The organism is Acidimicrobiales bacterium (genome assembly GCA_036273495.1).
In the GTDB taxonomy this organism is placed as follows: domain Bacteria; phylum Actinomycetota; class Acidimicrobiia; order Acidimicrobiales; family JAJPHE01; genus DASSEU01.
In genome coordinates this window covers 1-21,296 of record DASUHN010000426.1, presented here as the reverse complement: position 1 = coordinate 21,296, position 21,296 = coordinate 1, and the positions used below count along the sequence as shown (strand labels likewise).

The 21,296-nt window shown below is 71.2% G+C and carries 19 protein-coding genes and 1 tRNA gene; 10 read left to right on the top strand and 10 right to left on the bottom strand.

Annotated elements, in window-relative coordinates; all coding sequences use genetic code 11:
• The 5 genes from jag to rpmH all read right to left on the bottom strand — a co-directional run.
• Positions 1 to 964, bottom strand: a 964-nt coding sequence (jag, locus tag VFW24_18550; GenBank protein ID HEX5268772.1) for an RNA-binding cell elongation regulator Jag/EloR, incomplete at its 3' end; no start/stop codon positions are given.
• 5 nt (positions 965 to 969) lie between these two features.
• Positions 970 to 2,298 (bottom strand): YidC/Oxa1 family membrane protein insertase, encoded by a 1,329-nt coding sequence (locus VFW24_18545; protein HEX5268771.1) that lies wholly within the window; start codon positions 2,296 to 2,298, stop codon positions 970 to 972.
• 28 nt (positions 2,299 to 2,326) lie between these two features.
• Positions 2,327 to 2,515: a membrane protein insertion efficiency factor YidD gene (gene yidD, locus VFW24_18540; protein ID HEX5268770.1), complete on the bottom strand. Its 189-nt coding sequence runs from the start codon at positions 2,513 to 2,515 to the stop codon at positions 2,327 to 2,329.
• A 47-nt stretch (positions 2,516 to 2,562) separates the two neighbouring features.
• Positions 2,563 to 2,877, bottom strand: coding sequence for a ribonuclease P protein component (rnpA, locus tag VFW24_18535; GenBank protein ID HEX5268769.1), 315 nt, complete (start codon positions 2,875 to 2,877; stop codon positions 2,563 to 2,565).
• A 20-nt stretch (positions 2,878 to 2,897) separates the two neighbouring features.
• Positions 2,898 to 3,032: a 50S ribosomal protein L34 gene (gene rpmH, locus VFW24_18530; GenBank protein HEX5268768.1), complete on the bottom strand. Its 135-nt coding sequence runs from the start codon at positions 3,030 to 3,032 to the stop codon at positions 2,898 to 2,900.
• A 302-nt stretch (positions 3,033 to 3,334) separates the two neighbouring features.
• Between rpmH and dnaA the strand changes: the two genes are divergently transcribed.
• The 7 genes from dnaA to VFW24_18495 all read left to right on the top strand — a co-directional run bounded on the left by dnaA (position 3,335) and on the right by VFW24_18495 (position 12,671).
• Complete coding sequence (gene dnaA / locus VFW24_18525) at positions 3,335 to 4,750, top strand: chromosomal replication initiator protein DnaA (GenBank protein HEX5268767.1); 1,416 nt, start codon at positions 3,335 to 3,337, stop codon at positions 4,748 to 4,750.
• Between the two features lie 219 nt (positions 4,751 to 4,969).
• The gene (gene dnaN, locus VFW24_18520; GenBank protein ID HEX5268766.1) at positions 4,970 to 6,067 is read left to right on the top strand and encodes a DNA polymerase III subunit beta; all 1,098 of its coding nucleotides are present in this window, start codon (positions 4,970 to 4,972) and stop codon (positions 6,065 to 6,067) included.
• An 82-nt stretch (positions 6,068 to 6,149) separates the two neighbouring features.
• A complete protein-coding gene (locus VFW24_18515; GenBank protein HEX5268765.1) occupies positions 6,150 to 7,226 on the top strand; it encodes a DNA replication/repair protein RecF in 1,077 nt (358 codons plus the stop codon).
• Entirely contained in the window at positions 7,223 to 7,594 is a 372-nt protein-coding gene (locus VFW24_18510; GenBank protein ID HEX5268764.1) for a DUF721 domain-containing protein, read from the top strand. Before VFW24_18515 ends, VFW24_18510 begins: the two co-directional genes overlap by 4 nt.
• Before the next feature lie 166 nt (positions 7,595 to 7,760).
• Positions 7,761 to 9,710 carry a DNA topoisomerase subunit B gene (locus tag VFW24_18505; GenBank protein HEX5268763.1) on the top strand — a complete coding sequence of 650 codons (1,950 nt, stop codon included), beginning with the start codon at positions 7,761 to 7,763 and terminating at the stop codon, positions 9,708 to 9,710.
• Complete coding sequence (gyrA, locus tag VFW24_18500; protein HEX5268762.1) at positions 9,707 to 12,190, top strand: DNA gyrase subunit A; 2,484 nt, start codon at positions 9,707 to 9,709, stop codon at positions 12,188 to 12,190. The genes VFW24_18505 and gyrA overlap by 4 nt, the downstream gene beginning before the upstream one ends.
• A gap of 7 nt (positions 12,191 to 12,197) precedes the next feature.
• On the top strand, positions 12,198 to 12,671 hold the full coding sequence (locus VFW24_18495) for a DUF3566 domain-containing protein (GenBank protein HEX5268761.1): 474 nt from the start codon (positions 12,198 to 12,200) through the stop codon (positions 12,669 to 12,671).
• A 268-nt stretch (positions 12,672 to 12,939) separates the two neighbouring features.
• Here VFW24_18495 and VFW24_18490 read toward each other — a convergent pair whose 3' ends face one another.
• A complete protein-coding gene (locus VFW24_18490; GenBank protein HEX5268760.1) occupies positions 12,940 to 13,473 on the bottom strand; it encodes a hypothetical protein in 534 nt (177 codons plus the stop codon).
• Positions 13,474 to 13,513: 40 nt separating this feature from the next.
• Between VFW24_18490 and VFW24_18485 the strand changes: the two genes are divergently transcribed.
• Together VFW24_18485 and VFW24_18480 are read left to right on the top strand one after the other, a co-directional pair.
• Entirely contained in the window at positions 13,514 to 13,753 is a 240-nt protein-coding gene (locus tag VFW24_18485) for a hypothetical protein (GenBank protein HEX5268759.1), read from the top strand.
• Positions 13,754 to 13,788: 35 nt separating this feature from the next.
• Positions 13,789 to 13,862, top strand: a tRNA-Ile gene (locus VFW24_18480).
• Positions 13,863 to 13,897: 35 nt separating this feature from the next.
• On the opposite strand, the gene VFW24_18475 is transcribed toward VFW24_18480, so the two are convergent.
• The 4 genes from VFW24_18475 to VFW24_18460 all read right to left on the bottom strand — a co-directional run bounded on the left by VFW24_18475 (position 13,898) and on the right by VFW24_18460 (position 19,619).
• Entirely contained in the window at positions 13,898 to 14,134 is a 237-nt protein-coding gene (locus tag VFW24_18475; protein HEX5268758.1) for a hypothetical protein, read from the bottom strand.
• A 39-nt stretch (positions 14,135 to 14,173) separates the two neighbouring features.
• Positions 14,174 to 15,760, bottom strand: a complete 1,587-nt coding sequence (locus tag VFW24_18470) for a diguanylate cyclase (protein HEX5268757.1) — start codon at positions 15,758 to 15,760, stop codon at positions 14,174 to 14,176.
• Entirely contained in the window at positions 15,757 to 18,381 is a 2,625-nt protein-coding gene (locus VFW24_18465; protein HEX5268756.1) for an Ig-like domain repeat protein, read from the bottom strand. The genes VFW24_18470 and VFW24_18465 overlap by 4 nt, the downstream gene beginning before the upstream one ends.
• A 257-nt stretch (positions 18,382 to 18,638) precedes the next feature.
• Positions 18,639 to 19,619, bottom strand: coding sequence for an NAD(P)-binding domain-containing protein (locus VFW24_18460; GenBank protein ID HEX5268755.1), 981 nt, complete (start codon positions 19,617 to 19,619; stop codon positions 18,639 to 18,641).
• Positions 19,620 to 19,784: 165 nt separating this feature from the next.
• Here VFW24_18460 and VFW24_18455 point away from each other — a divergent pair, with 165 nt between their 5' ends.
• Entirely contained in the window at positions 19,785 to 21,212 is a 1,428-nt protein-coding gene (locus tag VFW24_18455) for a bifunctional diguanylate cyclase/phosphodiesterase (GenBank protein HEX5268754.1), read from the top strand.
• Positions 21,213 to 21,296: the final 84 nt, after the last annotated feature.

Below are 21,296 nucleotides of genomic sequence, written 5' to 3'. Positions count from 1 at the left end.
CGATCGTGTTCACGGTGTCGTGGACGACCTTGCGGTCGGGCGGGGACATCGGCTCCAGCACCTTCCGCTGACCGGTCGACTTGACCTGCTCGGCCACCTCCCGGGTGAAGCGCTCGAGGGCCACCTTGCGCTTCTGCCGGTATCCGGAGACGTCCACCAGGAGCCGGCCGTTGTGGGCGCCGAGCCGGCGCTGGATCACGGTCCGGGTCAGCTCCTGGAGGGAGGACAGGGTGTTCCCGCGTGGCCCGATGAGGATCCCGAGCTCCTCGCCCTCGAGCCTGATCTCCACGTTGTCCTCGTCGAGCACCTGGGAGGACACGTCGGCACTCAGGCCCATCCGCTCCACCAGGCCCTCGAGGAAGGCGCTCGCCTCGGCGCCCTGCTCCTCCAACGGCACGTCCTCTTCGCCCACGCCTTCCTCCCACTCACCGTCGTCCGACCCCTCGTCGGCCCCTGACGCTCTGGCCCCGCTCCCCCGTCTCCGGGCGGCATCAGACTCGGAGCCGCCCCCGTTCCCCGCACCCGACCGGCCCCGTCCTCCCCGCCGGCGGCGCCCGGACCCTCCCGACCCGGTCCCGGAAGCACGGCCCGGCGAACCGTTCCCGCCCTCGGCGGCCGCCTCTCTTGTCGCGCCGGCGGTCCCCTGACCGGAGCCGCCGTCGTCACCGTCGTCTCCCACGGCCGTGGCCACGCCCCCCGAGCCGCCGGAGCGCTCCTGGTTGCCCCCCGACCGCTCCGATCCGTGCCTGCGGCGGCGGCGGTCGCGGCGGTCCTCCTTGGGCCGGACCGTGGCGGGCCGGACCCGGGCCCGGACCCGCGCCTCGCCGCGCATGCGGCCGAACAGTCCGGGGCGGGGCTCCTCCAGCACCCGGATCTCGGCGTCCTCCTCGGCCACCCCGAGCTCCTCGAGGGCGGCCTCGGTGGCCTCTTCGACGGTGCGACCGGTCGTCTCGACCCATTCCATGCCCGCTACCTCCGCCGGCGCTTGGCGCGCGCCCGGTTCCGCTGTTGGGGCCGGGGCGGGCCGTTGGACGCCTGGCCGGAGCCACTGCGGGCGGCGGGGCGGGGCGGGGCGGGGCGGGCCTCGGCGGCCGAGCCGTTCCCGGCGGGAGGCGCCGCCTCCTGGGCCGGGGCGTCGCCCGCCCCCGACGGCGGGGACGGCTGGGACTGGACCGGGGCCGCTCCGCTGGCCGCCGCCCAGATCCGGGCCAGCGTCCCCCGCGGCGCGTCGGACCCGGCGGGCGGGTTGGGCACCGGCGGGCGGCCCGCGGCGCCGTTGCCGGCCCGGCCGTCGCCCGTCCTCCCGTTGCCTCCCGCTCCTCCCGACGCCCGGGCCGAGCCGCCGGACCCGCCGCGCCCGGGCGTGGTCGGGGGCCGCTTGGCCGGTGGCTGGGGTGAAGGCGGGGTTATCAGCGAGGCGAAGAAACCCTTCTTCTCCTTGGACGGCACGTCGATGGGCGCCGCCTTCTTGGCGTTCTCGACCTGGCGCCGCAGGACCGGGTCGTGCCGGTACATGAGACTCTGCTGGCCGATCCGGCACAGGGCCGAGACCAGGAAGTAGACGTTGACCCCGGCCTGGATGGTGATCGAGATCAGCCCGAAGAACAGCGGGAAGATCTTCTGCATCGACTGCATCTGGGGGTTGGCCGCCGCCGCTTGCGGGTTCCGGGAGCTCATCTGGCGGGTCTGGATGAAGTAGGCCCCCACCACCAGCACCACGAGGATCCAGCACCCCACCACCGCGCTGCCGTGGGCGGTCCTCACCCCCAAGGTGAGGTCGAAGCCCCAAACCTTCATGTGCCCGCCCGCTGCTACCAGATTATGGTAGAGAGCGGAGCCGTGGGAGACGTTCTGCGGATCGGCGCAGGTGAACGGCTGGCCGTTCTTCACCCCGCTGGTGAGCTTGGTGATCTGGGCCTGGGCGTTGGTCGGGTGTGGGCAGGCGGCCTGGGCGGCCCGCAGGGTGGCGAAGGTGGCCTTGTGGGAGAGGTTGTAGATCGTCCGGTAAAGGACGAAGAACACGACCATCTGGGGGAGCAACGGCAGGCAGCCCCCCAGGGGGTTGATGCTGTTCTCCTTGTAGAGGGCCATCATCTCCCGGTTGAGGGCCTCTTTGTCGTTCTTGTGCTTCTGCTGGAGCTTCTTCATCTCGGGAGCCAGCATCTGCATGGCCAGCATCCCCCGCGTGCTCTTCCAGGTCAGCGGGGTGGTGACGGCCACCACGGCGATCGTCAGCAGGGCGATGGCCAGCGCGTAGTTGTGCGTCACGGCGTAGCACCCGGCCAGGATGTCTGCCATGAAATGGTAAAGGGAGGTCATCTCTTCCTCAATCCGGGACCGGGTCGACGCCGTGGCCGCCCCAGGGGTGGCAGCGCAGGAGCCGGCGCAGGGTGAGCCACGAGCCCCGCACCGCCCCGTGGCGCTCGAGGGCCTCGACGGCGTAGGCGGAGCAGGTCGGGTAGTACCGGCAGGGGCTGGGCCGCCCCGAGAACACGAGCTGGTAGAGCCGGATCAGGCCCTTGAGTCCCCGCGCCGGGACGGAGGGCGTGTACCCAACCAGGGTCACTCCCCGCTCACCGCTCTCAACGCTTGGGACACCACGGCCTTGAGCTCTCCATAGGGCAGGTCCGCCGCAGCCGGGGCGGCACCCACCAGATAGGCCCCCGGGCGCATTTCGGGCGCCAGGTCGGCGACAACTGCCCGCAGCCGGCGCCGGAGCCGGTTGCGCCGGACGGCGCTGCCCACTCGGCGGCCCACTGCGTAGGCGACTCGCGGCGGCTCGTCAGAGCCTCCGGCCACGAAGGTTACCGAAACCGGACCCCGTCGCACCCGCCGGCCGGCGCGGCGCAGCTCCACGAACGTGGACCGGTCCCGCACCCGCCATACCGGGCGGCCGGTCAGGCGGACAGGCGGTGGCGGCCCTTGAGCCGGCGGGACTTCAGGATGGCCCGGCCCGCCCGGGTCGACATGCGGTGGCGGAACCCGTGGTTCTTGGCCCGCTTGCGGTTGTTCGGCTGGAAGGTGCGCTTCACGCTCTGCTCCTGAGATCGGCCTACAGGATAGTGCGCCGGGGCTCTGTCGTGGAAGGTCGCGAGATGTACGGGGACGGACGACGATGTGTGGCAAAAGCTCCCTTTGCCCCCGGTGCCGGCCCCGGCTTGCGGTGGTACGGTCGCTGCCTTCGGCAAGGCGGAGTGGGCCCTCCTTCCCCGGGGTCTCACCCAGATCCCCCGGCAACGGGGCAGGGTCAGGTGACGACGGGCGTGGCGGAAAGTTGTCCACAGAATGTGGACCGGGCTGTGGACTCAGCGGCGGGATCCGGAGGGATGACCAGGTGACCGACGCCGAGAAGCTGTGGACGATCTGCGCCGACACCCTCCGCCAGGAGATGTCCGACGCCACCTGGATGACGTGGTTCGAGGCCATCCGGCCCGAGGGCATGGAGGGTGAGACCCTGGTCCTGGCGGTGCCGAGCTCGCTCGCCAAGGAGAAGATCGAGGCCCGCCACCTCCAGATGATCAGCCACGCCATGCTCGACGCCGTCGGGTTCGACGTCCCGATCCGCCTCCAGGTCCGCACCGGCGCCGGCCGGGAAGAGGGGGGCACCACCCTCCTGTCGGGCAACGACTGGAGCCAGGCCCTGCCCGACCCCCACCGGGGCCAAGCTGCCCTTTCCGCCCACGCCTCCTCCGCCCCCCCGCCCCCCCGCCCGGGCGGGGAGGACGCCCACCTCAATCCCAACTACATCTTCGACCGCTTCGTGATCGGGTCGTCGAACCGCTTCGCCCACGCCGCCGCCCTGTCGGTGGCCGAGACCCCGGCCAAGTCCTACAACCCGCTGTTCATCCACGGCGGCGCCGGCCTGGGCAAGACCCACCTCCTCCACGCCATCGGCAACTACGTGCGGGAGAACTTCCCGGCCCGCCACGTCCGCTACGTGTCGACCGAGACCTTCATGAACGAGTTCGTCGACGCCATCCGGACCAACACGACGACGGCCTTCAAGCGCCGCTACCGCCAGTGCGACGTGCTCCTCGTCGACGACATCCAGTTCATGGAGAGCAAGGAGGGGCTCCAGGAGGAGTTCTTCCACACCTTCAACACCCTCCACGAGGCCTCCAAGCAGATCGTCATCACCTCCGACCGGCCGCCCAAGTCGCTGGCCACCCTGGAGGACCGGCTGCGCAGCCGCTTCCTCATGGGCCTGATCACCGACGTCCAGCCGCCCGAGCTCGAGACCCGCCTGGCCATCCTGCGCAAGAAGGCGATGTCGGAGCGGACCGAGATCCCCGACGAGGTCCTGGGATTCATCGCCGTCCACGTGAAGGACAACATCCGCGAGCTCGAAGGGGCGCTCATCCGGGTGTCGGCCTTCGCCAGCCTCAACCGGGAGCCGCTGACCCTCGAGGTGGCCGAGCGGGTCCTGTCCGACATCGTCTCGGCCGACCAGCCCCGCCAGATCACGCCCAAGCTCATCCTCGACGCCACCTCCGACGCCTTCGGGTTCTCGGTCGACGAGCTGTGTGGAACCTCGCGGCGCCGGCCCCTGGTCACGGCCCGGCAGGTGGCCATGTACCTGTTCCGGGAGCTGACCGACTACAGCTACCCGGCCATCGCCCGGGAGTTCGGCGGGCGGGACCACACCACGGTGATACATGCCGTCGACAAGATCACGGGACTCATGGGTGAGCGCCGCCAGATCTTCAACCAGGTGACCGACCTCCTCCACCAGATCCGGGCCGGGGGATGAACCTGTGGTTCCAACCTCGGGAGCCTGTGGATTGCGCTCCCTCTGTCCACCGGGGGTCCCCCAGGGGGCGGGCGGCCCTGTGGGATCCTCGCCGGGCATGGGGATGACGATCGGCGCCCTGACCTGGGATTCCGTTCGGTCTTCCACAATCCACAGCCCTTATTACCTCTCTCTACAGATCTTCTTCTCAGAATCTTTGAAAGGCAGGAAGACGGGATCGTGAAGCTGCGATGCGAGCGTGACGCCCTGGTCGAGGTGTTGGCCACCGCCGGACGGGCGGTGAGCCGGGCCACGGCACTCCAGGCTCTGGCCGGCCTGCGCCTGGAGACGGCGGGGGACGAGCTGCGGGTGGCGGGATGTGATCTCGACCTGACCATCGAGACCACCACCTCGGTGTCGGCGTCCTCGCCCGGGGTGGTCGTGGCGCCGGCCCGCCTCCTCGTGGACATCGTGCGCTCGCTGGACCCGGGGGCGGTGACCCTGGAGTCGGCCGACGAGGAGCTGCGGATCACCTCCGGACGGGCCGAGTTCTCGGTGCGCACCTTCAACGCCGACGACTTCCCCCGCCTCCCGCCCCGGGACGGCCAGGCCGTGTCGGTCCCGGCGCCGGAGTTCTCCGATGCCCTCCGCCAGGTCGTGCCCGCCGCCGCCACCGACGACAACCGGCCCATGCTCACCGGGGTCCTGCTCACGTCGGAGTCCGGCAGCGGGTTGCGGATGGTCGCCACCGACTCCTACCGCCTGGCCAAGCGGGAGCTGCCCGGGACCACCATGCTCTCGCAGGGCCAGAAGGTCCTGGTCCCGGCCCGGGCCCTCGGGGAGCTGCAGCGGATCCTGTCGTCCTCGGACACCCTCACCGTGCGCCTCGGCACCAACGACGCCGGCTTCGAGGTCGGCCCGGTGGTCCTCACCACCCGGCTCATCGAGGGGGAGTTCCCGAACTACAACCAGCTGATCCCCCAGAGCTCCCCCAACCGCCTCATGGTGAGCCGGGACCCGCTGGTCGAGGCGGTGCGGCGCATGCGCCTGCTCATCCGGGAGTCGACCACCCCGGTCCGCATCGCCCTGCGGCCCGACGGGATCGAGCTGTCGGTGGCCACCCAGGACCTCGGCCAGGCCAAGGAGGACATCGACGCCAAGTACGAGGGGGCGGAGATGACCATCGCCTTCAACCCCTCCTACCTCGTCGACGGGGTCGAGGCCGCGGGCGGGGAAGAGGTCGTGATCGAGATGGTCGACGCCCTGAAGCCGGCGGTGATCCGCCCCTCCGAGGGCCAGGACTACATCCATCTCCTGATGCCGGTAAGAGTGCCCTGACATGGCGGCGGGCACCCGGGTCCTTGGGACCTCGCCCGCCGCGTGCGGCGGGGTCCCTATCCCCGCCGCGAACCTGTAGTCCTTGAACATTGCTCGCCTGTGGCTGACGGATTTCCGCAACTACGCGTCGGCCGAGCTGGCCCCCGATCCGGACGGCCTGACCGTCATCAGGGGGGCCAACGGCCAGGGCAAGACCAACCTCCTCGAGGCGGTCGGATGGTTGGCGTCCCTGTCGTCCTTCCGGGGGGCACCCCGCGAGGCCCTGGTGCGCACCTCGGCGGAGCGGGCCGTGGTCAGGGCCGAAGGGGTGCGGGAGGGGCGGGCGGTGCTGGTCGAGGCCGAGCTGGCCCGCGCCGGCCGGGACCGGGTCCTGGTCAACCGCCAGCCCCTCCGGCGCACCCGGGACCTCCTCGGCGCCTTCCGGGCCACCGTGTTCAGCCCCGACGACCTCGAGCTGGTCCGGGGGGGCCCGGCGGCCCGGCGCGAGCTGCTCGACATCGCCCTGGTGTTCCTGGCCCCCCGGCAGGACTCGCTCCAGTCCGACGTCGAGCGGGTGCTGCGCCAGCGCAACACCCTGCTCCGCCAGGTCGAGGGCCGCCTCGATGCGGGCGCCGAGGCCACGCTCGAAGTGTGGGATTCGAAGCTCTCCTCGCTCGGAACGGCACTGGCGGAGGCGCGTGAGGACCTGGTGGGGCGCCTCTCGCCCGAGGTCGACGTCGCCTACACGGGCCTGTCGCGCGGCGGCGGGGATGTCGTTCTCACCTACCGCCGCTCGTGGGAGGGAGATCTCGGGGCCGCGCTGCAGGCGTCGCGGCGCGAGGACCTCCGGCGGGGGTTCACGTCGCTGGGCCCGCACCGCGACGAGCTGGACGTGGTCCTCGACGGCATGCCGGCGCGCACCCAGGCCTCGCAGGGGGAGCAGCGCTGCCTGGCCCTGGCCCTGCGCCTCGCCACCCACACGCTGGTGACGGCCGAGGTTGGCAGCCCGCCCGTGCTCCTCCTCGACGACGTGCTGTCCGAGCTCGACCCTGGCCGCGCCGCCGCGTTGCTGTCACTCCTGCCCCCGGGCCAGGCGCTGCTCACCACCGCGGGACCCCTTCCCGAGGGGTGGGCGCCGTCGCTCGTGGTCTCGGTGCACGACGGCAGGATCTCGTCGTGAGCGGGAGCACCTGGCATCCGGCCGGAGGCAGCGGGGACGCCCCGGACGGGGACCAGCCCCGGACGGTCGGGGAGTCGCTCCAGCGGATCAGCCGGTCGTTGGGGGGTACCGACGCCGGGGTGGTGGGGACCGTCTTCGCCCACTGGGAGGAGGCGGTGGGAGCGGCCATCGCCGATCACGCCAAGCCCCTGTCGCTGCGTGACGGCGTGCTCGTCGTGGGCGTCGGTGAGCCGGCGTGGGCCACCCAGCTGCGGTTCCTGGAGCGCCAGATCCTCGAGCGCCTCCGGGACGCCGCCGGCCGGGAAGTTGCGACCCGGATCGAGGTGCGGGTGAGGCCCTCCGGCGGGGGTCGCCGCGGGTCCGGATAGGCGGGGGCCGTCACTGCCGACTGGTAGAATTACAAGTGTTGAAATCCCGCGATTCCGGCGGGTCCGGAGCCTTCGCACCGGTTCTCCTATGAGCGGTCCGACGAGCATCCCGGTCGGTCGGCAATGAGAGGTCGCGCCTGTGGCGTTGCAAGTACCTGACGACGGCATGCAGGGTCCCGGGGACCGGAAGAGTGCGTCCCGGACCGGCAGCTCCTACGGTGCCAAGGACATCACGGTCCTCGAGGGACTCGATCCCGTCCGCAAGCGGCCGGGGATGTACATCGGCTCGACCGGGCCGTCGGGACTCCACCACCTGGTCTGGGAGGTGGTCGACAACTCGGTCGACGAGGCCATGGCCGGCCATGCCACCCGCATAGACGTGACCCTCCTCGCCGACGGCGGGTGCCGCGTCGTCGACGACGGGCGGGGCATTCCCACCGACCCCCACCCCCAGTACAAGTCGAAGTCGGCGGCGGAAGTCGTGCTCACCATGCTCCACGCCGGCGGCAAGTTCGGTGGCGAGGGCTACAAGGTCTCCGGCGGCCTGCACGGCGTGGGGGTATCGGTCGTCAACGCCCTCTCCCGGCGCCTGGTCCTCGAGATCGACCGCGCCGGGGACCGCTACCGGATGGAGTTTGCCGACGGGGGGAAGCCCCGGGGCAAGCTCGAGGTGGCCGGCAAGGCACCGCGCGGCCGGACCGGCACGACGGTCACCTTCTGGCCTGACGGCACCATCTTCGAAGAGACCGAGTTCCGCGCCACCACCATCCTCGAGCGGCTCCAGATGTACGCGTTCCTCAACCGCGGCCTCGAGATCCGCTTCCGCGACGAGCGCAGCTCGGACCCGAGCGAGACGACCTACAAGTACAACGGCGGGATCGTCGACTTCGTCCGCCACCTGAACGCCGCCAAGGAGGCGCTGTTCAAGAAGCCGGGCTACTTCGAGCAGGCGGAGGAGACCCAGGAGGTCGAGATCGCCTTCCAGTGGAACACCGGCTACAACGAGGGCATCCACTCCTTCGCCAACGGCATCGCCACTACCGAGGGGGGCATGCACGAGGAGGGCTACAAGAAGGCCCTCACCAACGCCGTCAACAAGTACGCCCGGGCCAAGGGCCACCTCAAGGAGAAGGACGAGAACCTGGCGGGAGAGGACATCCGCGAGGGCCTCACCGCCATCCTCTCCGTGCGCCTGGCCGAGCCGCAGTTCGAGGGCCAGACCAAGACCAAGCTGGGCAACGTCTCCATGCGCTCCCTGGTCGAGCGGGCCACCAACGAGAAGCTGTCGGACTGGCTGGAGGAGCACCCGACCGAGGGCCGCCAGATCGTGCAGAAGGGCATCCAGGCGTCGCGCGCCCGCAGCGCCGCCCGCCAGGCCCGCGACCTCATCCGCCGCAAGTCGTCGCTCGAGGGCGCCGGCATGCCCGAGAAGCTCCGGGACTGCTCGACGCGCGACCGGGGCCGGGCCGAGCTGTTCATCGTCGAGGGGGACTCCGCCGGCGGCTCGGCGGTCAAGGCGCGGGACCCCGAGACCCAGGCCATCCTGTCGATCCGGGGCAAGATCCTCAACGTCGAGCGGGCCCGACTCGACCGGATGCTCAAGAACAACGAGATCCAGGCTCTCATCGGGGCCATCGGGGCCGGCGTCGGGGACGAGTTCGACGTCGCCAAGCTCCGCTACAACAAGGTGATCCTGCTCTGCGACGCCGACGTCGACGGCAGCCACATCCGCACCCTGCTGCTCACGTTCTTCTTCCGCCAGATGCGGCCCCTGGTGGAGCTCGGCCACGTGTACATCGCCCAACCGCCGCTGTACTCCACCGTGGTCGGGAAGGAGAAGGTGTACCTGAAGGATGACGCCGCACGCGAGCGGTTCCTGGCCGAGCAGGCCCCCAAGAAGTTCGAGTTCCAGCGGCTCAAGGGCCTCGGGGAGATGGACTTCGACGAGCTCGGGGAGACGACCATGGACGCCGGGCGCCGCACCCTCCTGCAGGTGTCGGTGGAGGAGGCGGCCATCGCCGACCAGGTGTGCGCCATCCTCATGGGTGACGACGTCGAGGTCCGCAAGCACTTCATCCAGACCAACGCCAAGGACGTGAGGTTCCTCGACATATGAGCGACGTCGTTGTTGGGGGCAGCGGCGGGGACGGCTCGGACGACAGCGGTGGTGTGACGTTCGGCTCGATCGAGCCGATCGAGATCCAGGAGGAGATGGAGCGGTCCTTCCTGGACTACGCCATGTCCGTCATCGTGTCCCGGGCCCTGCCCGACGTCCGGGACGGGCTCAAGCCGGTGCAGCGCCGGATCCTGTACGGGATGTACGACCTCGGTGTCGGGCCCAACCGGGCCCACATGAAGTGCGCGCGCATCTCGGGGGACGTGATGGGCCGCTTCCACCCCCACGGTGACGCCGCCATCTACGACGCCCTGGCGCGCATGGCCCAGGACTTCTCGCTGCGCCACCCGCTCGTCGACGGGCACGGCAATTTTGGATCTCCTGACGATCCACCGGCTGCCGCGAGATACACCGAATGCCGGTTGGCGCCGCTCGCCATGCACATGCTGGCGGGTATAGACGAGGACACCGTCAACTTCGTCGACAACTACACGGGCGAGATCCAGATGCCCGAGGTTCTCCCCAGCCGGTTCCCCAACCTGTTGGTAAACGGCAGCCAGGGCATCGCCGTCGGGATGGCCACGAACATCCCGCCCCACAACCTCGGCGAGGTCATCGACGCCGTCACCCACCTGATCGACCACCCCGAGGCCGGATCGGACGAGCTGATGCAGTTCGTTCGCGGACCGGACTTCCCGACCGGTGGCCTGATCCTCGGCCGGGCCGGGATCATGGACGCCTACCGGACGGGCCGGGGCTCCATCAAGATGCGGGCCACCGCCGAGATCGAGGAGGGCCGCAGGGGCACGGCCATCGTGGTCACCCAGCTGCCCTACCAGGTCAGCGCCGGCGCGGTCGCGGCCAGGATCCGGGACCTGGTCGACTCCCGTGAGCTCGATGGCGTGCGGGACGTGAACGACGAATCCGCCCAGGGCCGGACGCGACTCGTCGTCGAGCTCAAGCGGGACGCCAACGCCAACGTCCTGCTGAACAACCTCTACAAGCACACCCCCCTGCAGACCAGCTTCGGCGTGAACATGGTGGCTCTGGTCGACGGGGTGCCCCGGACGCTCAACCTGGCCCAGGCTCTCAACGCCTACATCGAGCACCAGGTGGAGGTCATCCGCCGCCGCTCGGAGTTCCGCCTGGCCAAGGCGCAGGCCCGGGCCCACATCGTCGAGGGACTGATCAAGGCCCTCGACCTGATCGACGCCATCATCGCGTTGATCCGCGGTTCGGACGACCGGGGCTCGGCCCGCGACGGGCTCATGGCCGCCCCGTTCGAGTTCAGCGAGATCCAGGCCAATCACATCCTGGACATGACCCTGTCGCGCCTCACCCGTCTGGGTCGGTCCGAGCTGGAAGAGGAGATGACCAAGCTCCGCGAGACCATGGCCGAGCTCGAGGCCATTCTCGGGGACCCCGGCCTGCTCCGGGGGGTTATCAAGACCGAGATGGGGGAGATCCGGTCCGAGTACGCCACTGACCGCCGGTCCCAGATCGTCTTCGATCCGGGCGAGCTCGGGGCCGAGGACCTCATCGAGGACGAGGAGCTGGTCGTCACGATGACCCGGGCCGGCTACATCAAGTCGGTTCAGGCCGCCGCGTTCCGGACCCAGGGGCGCGGTGGGCGCGGGGTCCAGGGGGCCCGGCTGCGCGAGGAGGATCTGGTCGCACAGATCCTCCACACCACCGCCCACTCGTTCCTGCTGTTCTTCTCCAACACCGGGCGCGTGTACCGGCTCAAGGCGCACGAGGTGCCGATGAAGGAGCGGACCGCCCGGGGCACCGCCATCGTCAACCTGCTGCCCCTGGTGCCCGGGGAGACCATCCAGGCCATCATCGCCACCCGGGACTACCCGGAGGATCGCTACCTCTTCTTCGCCACGCGGTCCGGGCAGGTCAAGAAGACCGCCTTCTCCGAGTACGACAAGTCGCGCCGGGAGGGATTCATCGCCATCAACCTCCGGGACGACGACCAGCTGGTGCGCGTGGTCCAGACCACCGGGGAGGATGACATCTTCATGGTCTCCCGGGCCGGGATGACGATCCGGTTCTCGGAGTCCGAGGTGCGCCCGATGGGCCGGGACGCGGCGGGCGTCCGCGGCATGCGGATGCGCGAGAGCGACGAGGTGGTCTCGGTGGACGTCGCCGCCGACGATCGCGACATCCTGATCGTCACCGACGCCGGCTACGGGAAGCGGACCAAGCTCGACCGCTTCAACGTCCAGGGCCGGGGGGGCCAGGGCGTACGGGGGATCCGGCTGACCGCCCGCCGGGGGGCGGTGGTGGCCGCCTTCATGGTCGGCCTCGACGATGAGATCTTCCTGATCTCGTCCGGAGGGGTCACGATCCGGACATCCGTGCGCGAGATCTCGTCGCAGGGCCGGGACGCCACGGGAGTGCGGGTGATGCAGCTGGACGCCGACCAGAGCGTGGCGTCGGTTGCTCCGATCCTCTCGGTCGACGAAGGCGAGTAGCCCGGCGGTGTCGGCTGCGGATGTCGACGACGTCGCCCCTCTGATCCAGCCTCCCCGCCTCGTCGTGGGGGCCGGCGGCGTGAACCGCCACTGGACCCTGCGCCGCTTCGACCTGGCGTCGGTGGCCCGGGTCTCGTTCGTCTTCTACCTGACGATCCTCGCCGTCTTCCTGCTGGCCGGGATCGTCCTGTGGGCCCTGGCCAGCGCGGCGGGCCTGGTCGGGAGTCTCGAGAGGTTCATCAAGAGCTTGTTCGGGTTCACCTCGTTCCACTTCCAGGCGGGCCGGATCCTGCTCGGGGCCCTGGTCACCGGCGTCGTGCTCACCCTGCTCGGCACGCTGTGCAACGTGGTGGGGGCGGCCGTCTACAACATGATCGCGGGCATGGCCGGCGGTGTGCGCGTGACCGTGAGTGAGGATCCGTTCATGGCGGGGCCACATCCCGCATCGTCCGGAACGCATCCGGGCCGCCCCGTCATCTGACGCGCGCGCGAAACATACGTTTCCTCCGACAGTTTGGCGCTTCTCACCCGCGCGCGGGTGCTTGCGTCGCGACGGCGCGGCGCCTAGCTTGCGACATCCCCTGGCGCCGCTCACTGGCGCCCCATCAGCCCGATCCGGAAGCAGTGGGAGGCAGAGTGCGGCCAGAGGTCGTCGACGAGCAATTGACGCGCAGCCCCGAACGGAGGACCAGGCTCATCGGCCTCCGTTTCATCGCCATGGCGATACCGGGAGCGATCGCCGCGGCGGCCTATCTGGCCCTCACCGCGCATGGAGCGGCCGCGGCGACGACCAGCAGCTCGAACACGGGCGCGACGTTCGTCGTCCCGATCACCTGGACCAACGGGCCGTGCGCCGGGCAGGCGGTCGGTTCGTGCACGCCGACGGCCAGCGGCACGACCAGCGGGACCAGCGGATCCGGGACGGTTTCCAACTCCGGGTCCGGCGCCGCCCCGACGTCGACGGCGCCTCCCGCCACCACGGTTTCCGCCGCCCCGAGGACCACGACTTTCACGACGCCAACCGTGACCAACCAGTCACCACCGGTGACGATGACCTCGGGGACGGCTTCCACCGGCGGTAGCCCGTCGGTTCCCGTCGGATCCCGGGCGACCTCACCGACCCCGGCCCCGGCCCACACCTCCGCTCCGGCGGCGGCCCCGGCCCCGGCCGCCACCCCCACCACCACGGCCTCCTCTTCGAGCGCCGGCGGGTCGGGCTCGTCCGCCTCGGCGCCGGCCTCCGCCGGCGGTACCGGGACGACCACCCAGTCCCTCTTCAGCATCCGGTCGACGGCGACCGCTCAACCCGCCGCCGCTGCTTCGGTGGCGGCCGCCCCGGCGGCGCCGGTCGTCGGACCTGAGCCGGCCGCGGTGGCCGCGCCCGCTCCGACCGCCAGCTCGACCATTGGGTCCGACATCGCCCCGGCCACCACCCTGGCCTTCACCGGCCCGCCCGGCTACGTGCGCCTGGCCCCGTGGCTGGCCCTGGCGTTGCTCCTGGTCGGGGGGCTGATGGTCCTCTGGGCCCGGAGGCCCTACGCGGGAGATTCGGCGACGGGCTGACCGGCCCGAGGTCTTCGGTACGCTTCCCGGCTGCCGGGGCTATAGCTCAGCCGGTTAGAGCGCAGCACTGATAATGCTGAGGTCGCTGGTTCGATTCCAGCTAGCCCCACCCAGTGTCACCACCCCCGCCGAGGGGCTGTCCGCTCAGGCGTAGACGGCGTAGGTGGACCCGGAAGGTACCGGGGCCGAGTTGCCGCCCTGAGAGGGCGGGGAGACGCTCGACAGCAGCTTGTCGGCCAGCTCGCGCTCCAACGACATCGCCTGGCGGGCCATGTCGACGGAAGCCTCGTCGGCCACCGCCTGGCCCTGGTTGGCGCCTGCACCGCTCGGTGAGATCTGCATTGCCGAGAGCATCGGCAGGAACGGGAGGGACCTGGACATTCTCGTGATCCGCGCCGTTCCCGGGCTGCCCCCGGTAGATCAGGATCCGTCGGAGAGGGAGACGCCCACCCGCTCGGTGCCCCCGTCGGCGCTGCTCACCCGGTTCCGCCCGGCGCGCTTGGCCTGGTAGAGAGCGTCGTCGGCGGCCTTCACCAGGGACTGGGCCGTCTGGGCCTCGACCGGAGCGCTGGCCACGCCCAGGCTGACGGTGATCGGCACGCTGGTCACCCCCTCGGTGACGAGGCGGTGGAGCCGCTGGGCCCCGGCCCAGGCCGCATCCGGACCGGTGCCCGGCAGGATCACGGCAAACTCCTCACCGCCGTACCGGGCGATCGTGTCGAACTCCCGGCTGCCCGCCTGGAGGGCCACCGCCACCTCGCGCAGGACCTCGTCCCCCTTCTGGTGGCCCCAGGTGTCGTTGAGCACCTTGAAGTGGTCGATGTCGAGCATGACCAGGCTCACCGGCTCCCCCGAGCGGATCGACCGGGCCATCTCCTTCTCGAGGTTGGCCTCGAAGGTCCGGCGGTTGGCGATGTGGGTCAGCCCGTCGGTGTTGGCCATCCGCTCCATCTGCTCCAGGAGGGCGGCGTTGCGCAGCGCCAGGCCGGCGTGGGACGCGAAACGCTCGAGGATCGAGACCAGCCGACGCTCCACGCGGGACCCGACCCGGGAGGAGTGCTCGGCCACCAGGACCCCGACACAGCCACCCTCGGCGAACAGCGGGATCAGGATCAGGTTCGCCGCTCCGCCCATGAGCCCGCCGGCCCACGCATCCGCCTCCGGGTCGAGCCCCCTGAGGAGCAGGGTCTGGCGCTCGGTCTGGGAGGCGAGCACCGCCGACCTCGGATCGAGCCGGGTCAGGCCGGCCGCGTCCGGGGTGGTTCCCCGCTGGCCGAGCACCCCCGGCCTCGGGCCGGCGGTCAGGAGCAGGAGCCGCTCGACCGGGAAGTTCTCCGCCAGGCTGTCGAGCAGGGTGGAGGCGATCGTCTGGCGGTCGGCGGCCCGCTCCAACGAGACGGCCAGCTGGGCCAGGGCCTCCAGGTCGAACCGCCGCCGGCGCAGCTCCCGCTCGTTCACCGAGGAGAAGGCCGCGGTGGCGACCGCCACGGCCCAGACGGCGCCGACGAAGACGTTCAGCTGACCCAGGTCCCAGCGGGCCACCATCCCCGGGGTGGCCGGGCGCAGGCCCAGGGTCCCCTGACGGCCGGCGAAGAACACCGTGTAGAGCAGCAACGTGTACCAGACCGCCATCTTGAGGCCGGTCCGGTACGAGGCCAGCAGGACCACCGCCACCATGTGGAGGAAGATCAGGTACCGGACGTTGGTGATGCTGTGGACCTCGGACAGCCCCACCAGGACCACGCCGTCGATGATCAGGGTGGCCCCGAACAGCGGGAGGCCCCGCCGCCGCGACACCCGCCGGACGATCTCGGCGATGGCCGAGATGCCGGCCCACGCGCCGAGCACCGCTCCGGTCCCGGCCGGCACCGAGCCGACCAGGCCGGTGGCCAGGGTGGCCCCCAGGCCGATCGCCGCGAACAGCGTGATCCGGACGATCAGCATGTAGCGGAGGCGGTCCGCCAGCGGGATCAGCTCTCCCGCCGTCCAACGGATGCTGCTTCTCATCGGACTCCACCTCCCAGGTGCGGAGGGGCTTCGAAGGCCAGGTCGGGCTCCCCGTAGACGGGGGCCAGCGCCAGCTTCGGGTCGTTGCGGTCGATGCGGTTCTGGAGGGCCAGGAAGGCCATCACCACCAGGTAGAGCAGGAAGGCCGCCGCCGATCCCTCGGACAGGGCCAGGCCGGCCCGCCTGACCCGCTCGACCAGGCCGGGCGCGACCGGGGCAGTCGGGGCGGGGGGACGCACCACGGCCCTGGCCGGAGCGGGCGGCGGGGGCAGGGGAGCGGCGGGGGGCAGGGCCACCGGCCTCGGCACCACCACCGGTGCCGGCGCCGGGGGCGCCGGCGTCACGGCGGTGGCCACGGGGGCGGGCGGTACCGGAGCGGGAGCGGGGGGTGGCGGCGGGACCGGGGTCACCGGGGCGGGGATGGGGGCCACGGGCGCCGGGGGCGGCGGGACCACCGGGAGGGTGGGGACCGGCGGGAGGGGGGGCGTCGGCGCCGGAGTGGCGGGAGGGGCGGCCGGCGGGGTCGGAGCAGCCGGGGGGGCCGGCGCCGGCGGCGGCGGGGCGGGAGGGGGATTGATCCGGAAGCTGTCGGTGGCGACCGGCGAGGTGTTGCCGGCGGCGTCGGTGGCCTCGACGCTCAGGGTGTAGGTGCCCGGCGCCCCGCTGATCGGGAAGCTGACCGGGGAGGTGCACGCCGCCCAGGCCGACAGGACCGTGCCGCCCGGACCGGTCAGCTGGCAGCTGATGGTCGTGCCGGGAGGCGGGGAGAAGTCCCACGAGAGGGTGGAGCCGCCGGCACCGGTCGGGCCCGAGGTGATGGTCGGCGCCACCGGCGGAGTTGTCAGGAGCTGGTAGGTCGAGGTGGTGGGCCCGGAGGCGTTGTCGGCGGCGTCGGTGGCCACGATCGTGACCGTGTAGGTGTCATCGGGGCGCCCGGTGAGGTCGGCGGTGTAGGGGGAGGAGCACGGGGCGAAGGCTGAGATCACCGTGCCCGGCGAGTCGGTGACCTGGCAGGAAGTGGTGGTCCCGGCCGGGCTGGTGAAGGACCAGCGGGGGTGGGTCGAGTTTCCGGGTGAGGCCGGGGCGGCGGTGATCGTCGGCGCGGCCGGGGGGGTGGTGTCGAGCGTGTACGAGGAGGTGGCGGGGGCCGATGCGACGTCTGCCGCGTTGTCGGCGACGACCGAGAGGGTGTAGGTGTCGTCCGGCTTCCCGGACAGGTCGAACGTGTACGGGGAGGTGCAGTCGGTGTAGGCCGATATGACCGTTCCGGCCGAATCGGTGACCTGGCACTCGGCCCCGGCGCCGCCCTGGACCGTGAACGACCAGCTCGGATCGGTCGACCGGCCGGGCCAGGTGGGGGTGGCGCTGAACGTCGGCACCGGGGGCGGGGTCGTGTCCAGGACGTAGCTCGAGGTGGTCGGGAGGGAGGCGTTGCCGGCCGCGTCGGTCGCCACCACGGCGAGCGTGTAGGTGTCGTCCGGCTGGCTCGACAGGTCGACCGTCGTTGGGGACGTGCACGGGGCGTAGGCGGAGACCACCGTCCCGGCCGAGTCGGTCAGCTGGCAGGTGGCGGCGGTGCCGGCCGGGAGGGTGAAGAACCAGCTCGGCTCGGGGGAGCTCCCGGGCGAGGCGGGCGAGGAGGTGAGCGTCGGCGCCGCCGGTATGGCGGTCATGAGCTGGTAGGAGCTGGCAGCGGGGGACGACTGGTTGCTGGCCGCATCCGTGGCCACGACCGACAGGGTGTAGGTGTCGTCCGGTTGGCTCGACAGGTCGACGGTCACGGGGGAGGTGCAGGAGGCGTAGGCGGTGAGCACGGTGTTGGCCGAGTTGGTGAGCTGGCAGGTCGTGGTCGTGCCCGGCGGGGTGGTGAACGACCAGCTCGGGGCCTTGTCCTTGCCGGGCGAGGGCGGCTCGGCCGTGAACGTCGGTGTCGCCGGCGCCGTGGTCAGGAGCTGGTAGGGGGAGGTGGCCGGGACCGACGTGTTGCCGGCGGCATCGGTGGCGGTGACGGACAGGGTGTAGGTGTCGTCGGGCTGGGCGGAGAGGTCGACGGTGGCGGGGGAGGTGCAGGCCGAATAGGCCGAGATGACCGTTCCCGAGGAGTCCGTGACCTGGCATTTCGTCGTGCTGCCGGACTCAGGGGTGAAGGTCCACCGCGGGCTCTGCCCGTTCCCCGGGGACGCCGGCGCCGAGGTGAAGGTGGGGGCCGCGGGAGGGGTCGTGTCGAGCGTGTAGCGCGAGGGGTTGGAGATCTCGGTGGCGGGCGGCGGTGACGACTTGGAGTCGGCCGCGAAGAAGGTGTAGACGCCGTCGGCGTGGCCGGTCAGGTTGTACGTGACGGGGGAGGTGCAGGTCGTCCAGGGGCTGAATGTCGTGCCGTCGGGGTTGAGCAACTCGCAGCGAAAGCTGGTTCCGGTGGCGGTGAAGGTCCAGGACGGATGGAGGTTGTTGGACGGGGAGGCCGGGGGGGACGTGACGGTGGCCGGGTCGGCCCAGGCCGGGGCGGGGTCGAGGAGCGAGAGGGCCACGCCGGCGGCCACCACGCCGGCGGACCCGAGAACGAGCGCGAGGAGTCGGGGCGTTCGCCCGCCGCGGCGAAGCCGTCCGGCGTCGCCAGCCATTCGCTGCCTCCTCGATTTGCGGTCGCCGGAAGGACCTCGTGTCCGTGGTGGCGCCGTGTGAGGAGTGTCGACAGGCGGCCGGCGGCGCTTGACTGTCTTCGCCGCGCGACGGGAGAGGCGTGCCCCGTTCGGGCCAGCCCGCGGGCCGCTGCTGTGGGCCTCGTCGTCCCATTCGCCGTGTTCGTGCCGCCGGTCGCGCCTTTATCCACAGCCCGGGCCGGCCGGAAGCTAGTCGGAAGGGGCCATCCGAACGGTGGTCAGCGCGAGGGTGCCGCGGCCCCCGGTCCCAGCCGGCGCCGGAGGTCCGCTTCGAACTCCCGCACGGCCGGGCCGGCGTGCTCCTCCTTCAGCCGGTTGAGCGTGGCGTAGCCCGCGTTCTGCTCCGCGTCCCATTCGTCGGCGAATCGGCCGGTTTCGATCTCCTCGGCGGCGGCGCGCATGGTCGTGAGGAAGTCGAGATGGTCGTACCGGCCCCGGCGGGTGAGCTGGCCGTACTGGCTGGTCGGGGAGTGGAACTCGGACTGCACGGCGTAGCCCACCTCCCGCAACAGGCGGTAGGTCCGTTCCACCTCCCCGGAGAGGATCAGCTCGGTGACGACGGCCTCGACCGGGATCCCCCGCTCGAGCATCGTCTGCACGAAGGCGGAGTTGGCCGCGGTCAGCGCCGGGGACAGGATCTGCTCCACCCCGAGGTCCAGGACCGCCTCCTGCATCGGGGACAGCTCGATGGCCCCCTGCCTCAGCCCTCCGATGGCGTGGGCCACGGCCAGCACCCTCTGCAGGGCGCGGCCCGAGGAGTCCCGGTGCACCCCGACGGCGGTTATGAACCCGACGCCCTCCTCGTAGCAGCGGCGGACCTCGGGGCCGAGCATGCGGGGAGCGACCAGGCCGGCGTCACCGGGGGGGTCGAGGCGGCCGAACGCCAGTGTGTAGCCGCTGGCCACGATGACGCACGACCCGGGCCCGGGGGAGATGCCGAGGAGGGGAACGACGTCGTCGGGGACCAGGATGCAGATCACGTCGGCCTGGGCCGCCTCGGCCACCTCGTGGACCGCAAAGCCGTCGTCCACGGCCTGCTCCCGGGTGGCGTCGGAACGGACGCAGACGACGGGCCGGCAGCCGCTGTCCCGGAGGTTGAGCGCCCAGGAGCGCCCCTGGTTGCCGTAGCCGACCACGGCGACCGTCTCGGAGGCCAGCAAAGCCGTATCGGCGTCCCGCTCGTAATAGATGGTCGTCATGGGACCCATGATGACGCGCTCGTTAAAGCGGCCCACCGCGCGTGTCGAGACCTCAATGGCCGCATGCAGCACGGGGCTGTCGGTATGCGCGCGGAGGCCGAAGAATGACGAGCGCATCGCACCCACTTCGGAGAAGGACCAGATGAGCACGAGGTTGAGCAGGGCGTGACCCTTTTCGCCATTCTCGGCACCTTGGTCATAGTTTCGGTCGCCACCGGGCTGCCCCGGTGGCTCGAGCTGCGCCGGTCACGCCGCCGGGAAGCCGAGATCGACCCCTTCCACGATCCCCTCACCCACCTGCCGAACCGGGCGTGGATGCTGCGCCGCCTCGACCAGGCCCTCTCGCGGGCCCGGCGCCACGGGCACATCGTGGCCGTCGTGGCGCTCGACATCGACCGGTTCGGGAGCATCAACAACCGGATGGGCCACGACTGGGGGGACGCCGTCCTGCGCCGGGTGGCCCAGCGCCTCCAGGAGGTGGCGCGGGAGGAGGACACGGTCATCCGGCTGGACGGCGACCAGTTCGCCATCCTGCTCGAGGACCTGACCGACGGTCACTCCCCCGCCCGGGTGGCCCAGCGCATCCTCGACACCTTCCGCCGCCCGGTCGACGTCGGAGGCAACGAGGTCCTCGTCAGCTTCGGCATCGGCGTCGCCGTCCACTTCTCGGGTGAGATCTCCGGTCGGGAGCTGCTGCGGGACGCCTCGCTCGCCATGGGACGGGCCAAGAAGAAGGGCAGCGCCCGCTTCGAGGTCTTCGATCCCGGTCTGGCCAAGCAGGCCATCCGTCGTCTCGGCCTCGAGGCCGAGCTCCGGGAGGCCCCCCACAGGGGCGAGATGGTCGTCCACTACCAGCCCGACGTCCTTCTGGAGAGCGGCCGGATCATCGGGATGGAGGCGCTCGTCCGGTGGCGCCATCCGACCCACGGCCTCCTGTCACCCGACCAGTTCATCCCGGTGGCCGAGGAGACCGGGCTGATCGTGCCCCTCGGGCGGTGGGTCCTCAAGGAGTCCTGCCGGGCCGCATCTGACCTCCAGCGGAGGGGGGTGACCCCCTCCGGTTTCCGGCTGAGCGTGAACGTCTCGGTCCGCCAGCTGCAGGCCGACGCCGACTTCCTCGACTTCGTCGCCGACGTGACGGCCGATCTCGGCCTGGCCTCGCGCCATCTCGTGATCGAGGTGACCGAGACCGTTCAGGAGATGGAGCCGGTGGCGCCCGTGCTCGAGCAGTTCCGGGTCATGGGCGTCGGGGTGGCGGTCGACGACTTCGGGACCGGCTACTCGTCGCTCTCCCGCCTGAAGTCGCTCCCGGTCAACATCGTCAAGATCGACCAGCGCTTCGTCCGCGGGATCCGGGACCCCGCCGACCTGGCCATCGTCCGCTCGATCGTCGACCTCGCCGAGGTGCTGGGGCTCGACGTCACCGCCGAGGGCATTGAGACCCGGAGCCAGCTGGAGGCGGTCCGCGCCTCCAACTGCACCCGGGGCCAGGGCTACTACTTCTCAAAGCCGGTCCCCGAGGACCAGCTGGAGTCGATGCTGACGACCGGGGTTCTCCCCCTGGTGCGCCAGAGCGAGGCCTGGCGGGTCTGACGACCGGGTCCGGCCGGCGCCGAGGACGAAACGGGTCAATTCCCGCCTGAATCGACGAAGCCGCCCCGCGACCCTTGACAGGCG